At 35.2% G+C, this 12596-nt stretch carries 6 protein-coding genes; all 6 read right to left on the bottom strand.

Going from position 1 to position 12596, the window contains the following annotated elements; all coding sequences use genetic code 11:
• Positions 1-74: 74 nt before the first annotated feature.
• Complete coding sequence (locus NQ163_RS03695; protein WP_268188937.1) at positions 75-1334, bottom strand: thioredoxin family protein; 1260 nt, start codon at positions 1332-1334, stop codon at positions 75-77.
• Between the two features lie 81 nt (positions 1335-1415).
• Positions 1416-2555, bottom strand: a complete 1140-nt coding sequence (locus NQ163_RS03690; RefSeq protein WP_268188936.1) for a thioredoxin family protein — start codon at positions 2553-2555, stop codon at positions 1416-1418.
• A gap of 124 nt (positions 2556-2679) precedes the next feature.
• Positions 2680-4107 carry a RagB/SusD family nutrient uptake outer membrane protein gene (locus NQ163_RS03685; protein ID WP_268188935.1) on the bottom strand — a complete coding sequence of 476 codons (1428 nt, stop codon included), beginning with the start codon at positions 4105-4107 and terminating at the stop codon, positions 2680-2682.
• Positions 4108-4118: 11 nt separating this feature from the next.
• A complete protein-coding gene (locus NQ163_RS03680) occupies positions 4119-7238 on the bottom strand; it encodes a SusC/RagA family TonB-linked outer membrane protein (protein WP_268188934.1) in 3120 nt (1039 codons plus the stop codon).
• A 154-nt stretch (positions 7239-7392) separates the two neighbouring features.
• Complete coding sequence (locus NQ163_RS03675) at positions 7393-8814, bottom strand: Kelch repeat-containing protein (RefSeq protein ID WP_268188933.1); 1422 nt, start codon at positions 8812-8814, stop codon at positions 7393-7395.
• Positions 8815-9128: 314 nt separating this feature from the next.
• On the bottom strand, positions 9129-12578 hold the full coding sequence (locus tag NQ163_RS03670) for a SusC/RagA family TonB-linked outer membrane protein (protein ID WP_268188932.1): 3450 nt from the start codon (positions 12576-12578) through the stop codon (positions 9129-9131).
• Between the last annotated feature and the right edge of the window lie 18 nt (positions 12579-12596).

Genomic DNA, 12596 nt, shown 5'->3' with positions numbered 1-12596 from the left:
ATCGAATATTTTTAAAGATTTTGACAAACTTCTTTTGTTCTAAAACCTTCTTTATATTTTTCACTTAAAACTTCTTATTTCTTCTTTGCCGGTTTCATTCCTCCCATTTTAATAGCAGGAATCGAAATAATTTTGGTTCCAGCCTTCTCTGCTGCTTTGTCTGCTTTGTCAGATTCCATTTTTGCAGTTTTTGCAGCTTCTGCATTTCCGACCAATTCCAACAATTTTGCTTTGGTTGCCAGATATCCTGATTTATGCTCCACTCTATCTTCCTGCTCTGCTGCATAAATTGCCCAACGCAGTGCACGGGTCAACAATTCCTTATCTGTAGTAACATTTGCAATCATAGATGCTGCTGAATCGAAATAACCGAACTGATTTTCGTAGTTCTTCAACAAAGCAAAATCCATTGCTCCATCAATTACAGTAGCATACTTGCTCCAATCATTTTGTCTTTGATATTCGTTCTTTAAAGCAATTGCAATTAATTCTGTTGCTTTTGGAAAATCTGAAGTTTGCAGATCTTGAATCATTCTGTCAAAACCAGCTTTGTCGTACTCTCTTCCATTTCCTGGATAGAAGTATTGAAATGATTCGATTTTCTTACTGAAAGTATTGTAGATCTTGTCATCAATCTCTTTTTGTCCATGTATTTCAGCAAAACGATTCCTGTTTGCAAGAACAAATCTAAATTCCTCAGTTAAAGGCTCTTTCATGAAATACTTGATAATATTCCAGTTTTCCTTTTTTAACAAGTCATCCTTAGCCAAACTTGCAACGTACTTCTTTGCTTTTTTTGCTTCTTCTTTACCCAGATTGGCCAAACGCAATGCTCTTAGGTAAGAAAACATGAATTCTCCATCTCTATTACCTGTTTCATAAGCCTTAGACAAAGCTGCGAAGTTCTTATCTTCCGTTTGAGCTTCTTTTACGTACTCTATGAATTCATCTGCTCCATAAGCTCCTACAATTCTGTGGATGACTTCTCCTTTGGTGTTGATGATCAAGAATGTTGGATAGGCATTAATCTTCCATCCCGGTTTCAACTCAGGGCCTTCCCCTTTCTCCATATCAATCTTGAAATTCACAAAATTGCTGTTGAAGAAATCAGCAACATGATCCTGCGTGAAAACATCTCTGGCCATCATCTTACAGGGTCCGCACCAAGATGTATAACAATCCACAAAGATCAGTTTATCTTGCTTTTTGGCTTTTTTCAATACCTTTTTCCAGCTTGCATGTTCAAATTCTACCTCACGGTTTTGAGCTTCAACATTTCCTGACAGAAAAAGGACCATTAGTGCCACTGTCAATAATGTAAATACTTTCTTCATTTGGTTCCTTTTATTATTAGTAGGTTTTTTGTTTAAAGTATATCCAAATTAGATCTCAAAGTAAAGATCCAAGCCGGTTCCCTATTTTTCGACTAACTTACTTTTCAGTTGCTGAAAAGCATTTGCAAAGCCTGGATTTATCCCCTCTATCTTCATACTCATATCACACCATTCTGCAACCTTAGCTCTCAACTCTTTGTCCTGAACTGCTCTTTCGATTGGTAAGGCATAATTGTACAAAGACATTGCACTTTTGTCGATGATGTCTTTTTTTAGATATTCGGTAATAATGTCGATATATGCTTTCCAATCCTTCAAACTTCTTGTGATTGAAATCTCGGAATAAGCCTTTATCACATCTTTGTTTTTTACCTCATTCATTTTCAACTGATTCAGAAAGCTCTTCTTCTTCTCCTGATTCAAAACAAAATCGCCAGTCTCTTTCTTGTCACAAAGCTGATTACCTTCTCTCAGGAAAGTGAAATATACCTTGTCCTCCACCTCTTTTTGTCCAAAAACTTCAATAAAATCCGACTGATTATTTAGCACCAACTGAAAGGCTTTATTGTAAATAGACTCAACGTACTTCTTAAGAAGATTCCAGTTTTCCTTTTCCAGTAAATCCTTCTTCTCCAATTGCTCAAAATAACGGTTGATTACGCTAGTCAGTTGCTCCTTTTCATTAGCAGCTTCAAGTTTTTGTAAGTATTCCAGAACAAACTTTTTATTGGCTACTCCCTCCTTCTTGTATTTTGCATGATAGCTTGAAAGAGTTCCTGTTCCTTTTAATGCCTCAGTGGCAAACTTTAACAGCTCTTCCTTCTGAAGTGCTCCAACAGCTTTGTGGATGATTTCTTGTTTTGCATTAATTACCACCAATGTTGGGTATGCATTTACTCCAAGAATTGTTTTTAAACTTATCCCAGGCTCCTTTTCCATATCCAATTTCACATTAATGAAATTCTTATTGAAAAATTCTCCAACTTCTTGTTGAGTAAAAGTATTTTTGGCCATCATTTTGCAAGGGCCACACCAAGTGGTATAGCAATCTATAAAGACCATTTTTTGCTCATCAGCTGCTTTTTTTAAAATTGTACTCCAATCTGAATGATCGAATTTGATTCCCTTAACTTCATTTTCATCAGTCAGGCTATTTGCCATGATATTGTTTGAAAATGAAAACAGAATCACCAATACAATTGATAATAATCTAGTATTCATTCCTTGAGTTTTAAGAATAGAGATATAGTCTTGCCAAGAGAGGCCTGAATTATGATCAGGCTACTCTCAACAAATTATTAGACTATGAAATTTTTGATTTAGTTTTGAATTGAGATGATTCCTTCTATAAGTATCCGGGATTCTGAACCAAACTTCCCTTCGTGATTTCAATTTCTCGCTTAGGAATTGGCAACACATATTTGTTTTCCGGAAGATCTTTGTTCTTCAGTTTTCTACCTGTTCGAATTAGGTCGTAACGATGTAAACCTTCAAAGCACAACTCCAATTCCCGCTCTAATAAAATTCTGTCAATTAAAGCATCTGCATTAGCAAAATCTCCAGTAGTATAATTGGTAAATTCACTATCTGCTCTACTTGCAATAACATTTAACAGATTGACTGATTCTTGGTTTATTCCTGAAGTTCTGGTCAATGCCTCGGCCCTGGTCAAATACATTTCAGAAAGACGAATCATTGGAATGTTATCTCTTCCTCGATCATTATTAAATTTGGCCGTTGTCAATTTTGTTGGGTTTTGCCCCTTGGTGTAAGCTTGCCAAATTAATTTGGTTTTTCTTTGATCCGTATCTGTATATTTTGCCAAGAAATCATCGGCAGCATATATAGAATATTTATGATAGTAAGCATAAAAATGAGTCCCAAACTGATGATCACCATTGTTCCATGTTAATGGAATTGCATAGATGTATTCCGCATCTAAACTAACATCATATCCACTACTCATTGGAAATACAGATCTTAAATCAGCACTTAACCTATAGTTTTCATTCCCAATTAAAAATGCAGCTTCACTGGCAGCCTTTTCAAAATTTCCCATATAAAGATATACTCTTGACAATAAAGCATGAACACTTCCTTTGGTTGCGCGTGCTCGAGTTTCTAAGTCATCTTTATAGTTTTCATTCAAATCAGGCAATGCCTCCGTTAAATCTTTAATAATCTGATCGTAAGTTACTTGAACTGTTGAACGAGTAATGGCATTACTGGCATTCCACTTGATTCCCTCATATGGCGTTAATTGCAAAGGTAAACCTAAACCATTCATTTTTCCCGTTAAGGCGCCATCTCCAAAAAGTTTTTGAAGCATTAAATAGTTATAAGCTCTTAAAAATTTAGCTTCGGCAACATGTTGCCTGATAACTTCTTCTCTGTAAGTACCAAGTTTTGGAGCAGATTCAATAATTACATTGGCAACATTAATTGCTGAATAAGATTTTTCCCATGAACCACCAACAAAGTAACTATCATCAACCGGAATTTCTCCTGAGTTTACAAGATCATAGTAATCGCTTTTGCTTACCAACAAGTCTGTTGAAAAATCACCAAATATATAAGAGGTAGCATTATTGGCCTCAAAGGTTTTATTGTAAACATCCATTAGTGCAGATTCTGCAGAACTTTCTGACTGAAATACTTCTGTCTCTACAGTTGTATCTTCAGGTGCTAGATCCAGTTGCTTATCACAAGCTGAAAGTAGACAAGCCAGAACAACAATTGCCAATCCGTATCTATTGTATTTTCTATCTTTCATCTCTTTCATTTTTAAAGTCCAATTTTAACTCCAACCTGAATTGATTTTTGCTGAGGGATCGTTAATTCATCATTTCCAGCATATGCTGCTGATGACCCAAATGCACTCACTTCAGGATCTGGACCACTGTATTTTGTCCATGTAAGCAGATTGGATCCTTTTAAATACAGTGCTAAACTTCTAAGTCCTATTCTACGAATTCGCTCTGGATTAAAGCGGTAAGTTAGCGAAATATTCTTTAAGCGAATAAACGAGCCATCTTCAAGAAATCTGTCTGACTGTCTACTTACCGTATAGTCAGTCTTTCCATCCCCAAATCCAGTTTTAACAATAGACTTATTATTCCTCTTTGGAATATCGGTTTTATGACCTGCAATAATCCATTCATCCAAAATATCACGACTCAAATTACGATAATTCTGATCTGAATAGGTAAGCAATTCAGCTCTTGTTCCATTCATAATTTTTCCTCCATAAGAAAAAGCAAACATCGTATTCAATTCAAAATTCCTATAAGAGAAAACATTAGTAATACCTCCAGTAAATTCAGGCATGCGATCACCCATAACAAACTTGTTATCAGTAGTAGCATTTCCCATAATTGAAGCTGGTGGAGTTGTTGAGATGCTTCCATCTGAATATCTCCATAAAGGATTACCTGTTAAAGGATCCACTCCATGCCAATCATAAAGAAACCATGCTGTAGCGGATTCCCCAACCTGATAAAAGGCATAAGCTGTCTCGGCACCACCCGGTTTATACGAACCATCTACATTCAGATTTGTAACCTCATTGGTATTTTTTGCAATATTAAAATTGGTGCTCCATTTAAATTCCTTATTAATATTCAAAGTATTTAATGAGAATTCCACACCTTTATTTGTCATATCTACCAAATTCTGCTTCTGACCTGAATATCCTGAGTACCATGGTACAGAAGATTGTATCAACATGTCTACACTTTTCTTATTGTAATAATCAAAAGTGAATTGAACTTTATCACCAAAAAGAGTAAGATCCAATCCGATATCCAGGGTCTTGGTTTTCTCCCATTTCAAATCAGGATTACTAGGCTGTTCAACTTCTAAAATATTATTATTACCATATTTAGGTGCGTGCTCTTTCAATACATATTGCCCTTGATGACCATAATAACCACCTGAACCTGAAATTCCACTAAATCCCAAACTAGCTCGAATTTTTGCATCAGTAACCCAAGTATAGGCTTCCATAAATTGTTCTTTGGAAAATCTCCAACCTAATGAGAACGAAGGGAAACCAACGTACCTTTCATTCTTATTAAAACGAGATGAACCATCAATACGGTAGGTAACACCTGCCATATATTTATCTAGCCATCGGTAGTTCATTCTTGCAAAGAATGACATCATTGCCCACTCTCTTCGCACTGCCTGACCAACCTTTGATTTATCGGCTTGACTTATACTTAAAACGTCATTCGTAGGGAAACCTTCACCGCTAATATTTACAATATCTTCATCTGATGTTTCAAACGATTGTCCGATTACCCCATTAAAAACGTGTTCGCCTAGCTCTTTATAAATTGTAGCTGTATTGTTGAACACATATTTCATATTTTGTATGTTGGTCTGATTGGCATTCCCTTCTCTATCAATCTTCTCATAAGCCATATTTTTATTATAAGCTTTAGATACCATCAAATCAATACCAAATTCTGAACGAAAAGTTAACCATGGCAAGGCCTTGTATTCTGCATACAAGTTACCAATCAATCTACTATCTCTCACATAGTTAATCGATTCTTTTGCTGTTGCAACAGGATTAATTTGAGATTGCTTATTTTCAACAAAATTATACATCCCATCTTCATCTTTTACAGATATACTAGGGTTAGCAAGAATAGAGTTTCTATACACACTACCTGAATTTAAAGAGTTGTTATCTGTATAAGAAAATGTCAAATTATTACCAAATCTAAATTTCTCACTAGACTTGTATTCATAATTGATTCTTGATGTATATCTTTTAAAATCATTGTTAATTACATAAGAATCCTGATCGAGATATGATAATGATAAAAAGTAAGTGCTTTTATCTGTTCCTGCAGATACTGTTGCTGATATATTATTAGTAATGGCTGTTCTTGTTGCCTGATCAAACCAATCTGTATTTAGCCCCTTATTAAAACGATAATTCCCGTCTTTATCCGGACCTTCATAAGCATTGTAAAAATCAACATATTGATCTCCACTTAAAACATCTGGTACACCAACAGGTTCTGCTACCAATGTTGAGATATTTAAATTGACTTTAGGTTGACCTTTTTTTCCTCGTTTTGTTGTGATTAATACAACACCAGCTCCACCTCGTGACCCATAGATTGCTGTTGCATAAGCATCTTTCAAAATTTCAATGGACTCAATATCATCCATATTCAGATTGGCCAATGGGTTTCTTTCAAATTCGGAATTGGCTCCAATTTGTCCAGAAGCACTATTTCCTCCAATTGCAACTGCTGCAATGCTTCCTTGTGAAAAGGAAGTGCTTGAATGACTTCCTACACCATAAACAGGTACCCCATCAATGATAAAAAGTGGATTATTATCCCCATCTAATGATGTAATTCCTCGAATGGTAATTGCTGTAGCACTTCCGGGTGCTCCACTACTAGAGTTAATTTGAACACCGGCAACTTGTCCTGCCAATGCATTATCGATACTTAAAGCTGGTTGCTCTAATGCCTCAAGATTAATTGAAGTCACTGCTCCTGTTAAATCCCTTCTTTCCTGAACACCATAACCAATAACTGCAATTTCCTTTAATGCCACATTATCGGTTTTCAACAAAATGTTATAATGTGATTTTTGTGTCACTTTAATTTCCTGCGAAACATATCCAATCGAAGATATTAACAAGATATCTCCTTCATTTGCTGTAATCAAAAATTTTCCATCGAAATCTACAGCAGAACCATTGGTAGTTCCTTTTACAATCACCGTAGCACCAATGGCCGGTGATTTGTCTTCACTGATTAAAACAGTACCTGTTATTTTTTTTGTCTTAAGTTCCTGCGCTTTGTATGATTGAGCATGAAGATTTCCTCCAAGCATAGTCATTATAGCCAGCAACATGACCAATATCTTATTCATATTCATGAGATTTACTACATGTTCTCTGAAATGCCTATTCTATAGGCTCTATTTAATGCAAACCATTATAATCTGCACAACACGAATCATCTGCCAATAATTTGTGCTTTTGATAGAAATGAGAGTCCCGCCCTTAACGAGACTCTCCAATTGATTAGTTCAATGTACCTTTCCAGGCATCAGTATATACTTTTGCGCTACCTTCGGTGTCTTGACCATTACCTCCAAAGATGTGAATAGTATTTCCGTCAACAACAATTGCCTGACCATATCTTGCAGCAAATCCTTCAGGAAGTGCTCCTGTTTTCATTTCTGTCCAGTTTACACCACCGTCTTCTGAAACCCATAGGTCATTGTAGAATACGTCAACCGAAGTAGTTGTTTCACCTTCTGTAACTTCCTTATTACCTAAACCGGCAAGAACATACATTCTATCATTGTAAACAAAACAAGAGAAACTTGCACGAGCTGCAAACGGAGCTGCTACATCAACTTTTGTCCAGCTTATACCATCAGCAGACTTGTAAATCTCATTGAAATAATTATATGGGAATTTTGTTCTTCCTCCAATTAAATACAATTCGTCTTTGTAAACGATTAATTTACTATCAGCTCTTGCTACAAAATCTTCTCCGAATTGTGCATCTAATGTTGACCAGGTAGCACCTCCATCTGTAGATTTCCAAACATCATTCATGGCACCTTGAGGAGCACCAAAACCTACAGAATATCCACCCGTTAGGTAAAGATCACCATTCAAATTAGCTACAGAAGCATTGGTTCTGGCTGTAAATTTCTGCTCATCCGAAGCACCTTCATTTACTTTGGTCCATGTTTCTCCGTCTTCCGACGACCATACAGTATTGATTCCGTAACCATTACCAGTCTCTCCCCAAACTTCATAATCAGATGGCGTATAACCACCGATTAACAACTGCTTGTTACCATGTTTAACTGCTGCGGCACCTAATCCCATACCATACTCCTTGAAAATATTGGTATTTACTGCAGAAAACTCAGTACCATCGGTTGAAGAATGAATTCCGTAGGTGTGTCCTCCAATACCTGAAGCACCTTTTTTACCTCCCATAACAAAATACTTCTCTCCAATTTTGAAACCAACTAAAGATGTGTAATCCGGGAATTTAGCATCTGGAGCCAAGTTAGACCAAGCTGTAATATCCTTTGCTACATTAACAACAACAGTATAGCTTACTTGATTTGTTCCATTTTCTGCTACAACTTTATAAACTACCTCACTCGAAAAATCAATGGATTCGGAGCCACTAGTTTGTTGAACACCATTAACATAAACAGTAGATAAAGGCACTGCTGAAAAAACTGGTGTTAACGAAGATGCATCAAATCCATAAGGTAAGGCAATCTGATTGGTAATTATACCATTATCACCAATGGTGAATTCATAATCTTTTAATGCTTCATCTGAAAAACCAAAAGACAAAAATCCGGTTAGGTCACTTAAATTTTCATCATCGCTACATGAGCTTAAAGCTCCACTAAACACAACTGCACAAAGCAGTAATACAACATTCCAAGAGTTTTTAAAAACTTTCATAAAATTTAATTTTAGGTTATTATTTGAGTTAATTCAAAACTTTTTACTGGCTTGATTCACTTCATTTAAAAAGTAGTTTCTACTCCATCACTTGTGAACAAAACCAAGAATACTTCATTAATTATCAAACCAATAACAAAAATCAACCTGTATTTTAGAGGCATATAACATCCCCACTTACCAATCTATTGATTGATATTACTTTCAATTCAGACCAATATTTGTAACTAAATCATGAAAGGATTACCATGCCCTGCCAGACAGGGTAACATTTTCATTTACTACATTTTTGATTATTTACTTGACAATTTATTTTAAAAACCAATTCGCAAACCAAGACTGTATGTTTTAGTCTGAGGCATCGTTATCTCATCATATCCTGACAAGAGTGATGAAACTCCAAAAGCACTTACTTCCGGATCTAATCCAGAATAGTTGGTAATGGTAAATAAATTGGTTGCCTGAGCATACAATTTAATTTTATCCAACTTTAACTTCTTAACGAATTTCATCGGAAAATTATAAGCCAACACAAGTTTTTTCAATCTTATAAACGATGCATCTTCATAAAATCTTGAACTTGTTCGACTGGTGGTATAATTATTCTGTGCTGTGATGGATTTATTAAATAAAGCCGGACGACTATTTATTTCCCCTTCACTTCTCCAGTAATTTGCAACATCAACTGATAAATTATTCACTTCAGTTGTTGTGTAGGTATTTAATATTGCAGCTGTACCGTTCATTAGTTTTTTTCCTTCAGCAAAAACTAAAAAAGCACTAAATTCTATTCCTTTATATGACACTATATTACTAACACCTCCTGAATATTTTGGAATTCCGGAGCCCAGAGCTTTTCTATCATTTAAATTAGTTGGAGGAGTCTCTCTTAAAGTACCATCAGCATATCGCCATAATGGATTTCCATTTTCAGGATTTACACCCTCCCATTGATATAGCATAAATTGCCCTGCTTCCTTTCCTTCCTCAAAATATTTGTATGCCTTATCTGCCCCCCATACTTCATAACCATTCTGATTAATTTCCAATACCTTATTACGATTATAAGCAGCAGTAAGAAACACATCCCAACTTAATTCTCCACCTAGAATTTTGGCATCGCAAGTCAATTCTATTCCTGTATTTTTCATTGCACCAACATTCACCCATTGTTTTGTATAACCAGATATTGCAGGTACATCCGTAAACAACAGCAAGTTATTTACTTTTTTAGAATAATAATCTAAGTTAAGATGAACATTATTGCTCAGTAGACTCATGTCGATTCCTACATCAAAATTCTCAGTTTTCTCCCACGACAAATTGAAACTTGAGCTTCTTGCTTCTGTAATAATGTTCTTATTTCCATAAGTCAATTCGTCCTGATGAGGTTCGTAAGTCCTTAAGGCTCCATAGGTATATGTGGATTGTTCCACTCCTGAATAACCGAAACTTGCTCTCAGTTTTAAGTTATTGATGATCTCTTCCCCTTCTTTATTTAAAACAATATATCCTGCTGAAAAGGCTGGGAATATTTGATATCTATTGTCTTTGTTAAAACGAGATGATCCATCAATTCTGTAACTTATTCCTGTAAAAATCTTTTGTTTGTAATTGTAATTTAATCTTCCAAACCAAGATGCCAAGGCATGCTTTCTCTTACTTGTGGAATAATCAGTTAATTCATAACTATTTCGATTATTAATTCTATATGGGCTTTGATAATTTAATTGTTCTTCCTTTTGTCTTGAATGTTCAAAACTCTGCCCTAAAACAAACTTTAGCTTATGATCTCCAAATGACTTATTTCCAGTTAATGTATTCGTAATTACATATTTTCTCGAATAACCATCTGTTTCAATGGTTAGTTTCTCATCATTTTGATAACTATTCCGATAAGATGACAAAGCATCCGTTTCAATGAAATTAACTCCAAGGTCACAACGATATGACAAATTATTCACAATTTGTAAATCCGTATATACATTCGCAATGATATAGTTATCGAGTATTTCTCCTTTATCATTTAGAGCCATTGCCACTGGATTCTCAGTATAATCACCATATGGATTTCTTTCAGTAGAAAAGTTAAATCCTCCATCTGAATTATATATTGGCAAATTAGGAGCTTTTAATATTGCATCACGATAAATTTTTGGAGCCAATAAGGAATTATTCTTCTCTGCTGTCAGCGATATATTAGATCCTATTAAAAATCGGTTATTGATTTTTTGCTGAAAATTAAATCTTGCAGTATATCTTTTATAATCTGCCCCAATTACATATGACTCCTGAGTTAAATGAGAAAAACTAAAGTATAAAAAACCATTGTGTTTCTTATTTTGTATGGACAAAGCCAATTTATTACTTGTAGCATTTCGCACCACTTTATCGTACCAATTGGTATTAATATCATTAGGAAAAACAACTTCTTTTTTCTTAAGCTGGCTGTAATAGTTGGAATAAAACGATGAATACTTTTCTCCATTCATCAAATCAGGTTTATTAACAGGTTTAGAAATTCCTGTCTCCATTAACAGATTAACTTTTAAGCCAAATTTTTCAGGATGTTTCGTATTAATCAGAATAACCCCTGCTGCTCCCCTCGAACCATAAATGGAAGTCGAGAAAGCATCTTTCAATATACTAATTGATTCAATGTCCTCAGGATTTACTACATTTAATCCATTCTTTTGAAAGAATGTACTTTCCCTAAGATCGTTGTAAACGTAGTTATCAAACAATCCAAATGCCTGACCACCCGATACAGTTTGATAAGTTATCCGACTCAATCCTTCCTCTGTATTAAACAGTGGAACCCCATCCACTACAATCAATGGACTATTGGCATCTGGCTGTAATGAGGTTACTCCCCTAATAGCAATGGTAGATGAACTTCCAGGAACACCAGAACTCTTTTGAAACCACACCCCACTGGCAGTACCTGCCAAGGTCTCATCCAAATTATTAGGAACTTCTCCGGTCATGCTATTGGTAACGGAACTTACCGCACCTATTTGTTCCTCTTTGGCCTCCTCACCGTAGCCAATAATATTCACTTCTTTAAGGTTAATTACATCGGTACTTAATCGAATGTCTTCAATCATTTTAAGACCAACTACAGTCTCGCTACTATTAAAACCAATTGCAGAAAAAATTATTGTATCCCCAACCAAGCAGTTTAATGTATAGTAACCATCTTTATCACTCGCTGTTCCTCGAGCTTCATTCTTTACCTTAACAGATGCACCAACTATGGGGAGACCATCTTCATCACAAAGAACTCTACCAATCATGATTTTCTGAACTTTAACCATTTGAGCTACATCTGTTGGATTTGCAGCTTTCAATTTAGTAGCAGGAACTTGACCACTTGATTTTCTAATAATAATTTTATCCTGATACAGAACAAATGAAAATCCCTGTGGATGAAGCACCAGACTTAACAATTCTTCAAGAGGAAGAGCCTCTTTATCCGGAATATTGGCAAAATATCCCTTAATTCTATCTGTATTATAAACAAAGGATACATTAGTCTGCGATTCAATTTCCTGAAAAAAATCTTCAAATGGCATACTTTGTCCCATCAAATTCAAAGAAATTGGTATGGACTGGGAATAAGATTCGAAAGAAATTACAACTAGGAAAAGCTTGAAAACTAAGCCTACCAATACCTTACATCCATTATTAATAACAGATATTTTACAAACAGTTGAAAATTTGTTTGTACTGAATCGATATTTTTTCCTAATTTTGTCGTACATAATGCTAGTTGAAGCAAT

This window comes from Marinifilum sp. D737 (genome assembly GCF_026672275.1).
In the GTDB taxonomy this organism is placed as follows: domain Bacteria; phylum Bacteroidota; class Bacteroidia; order Bacteroidales; family Marinifilaceae; genus Marinifilum.
The sequence above is the reverse complement of the archived record's forward strand: the minus strand, read 5'-3'. Positions and strand labels throughout refer to the sequence as shown.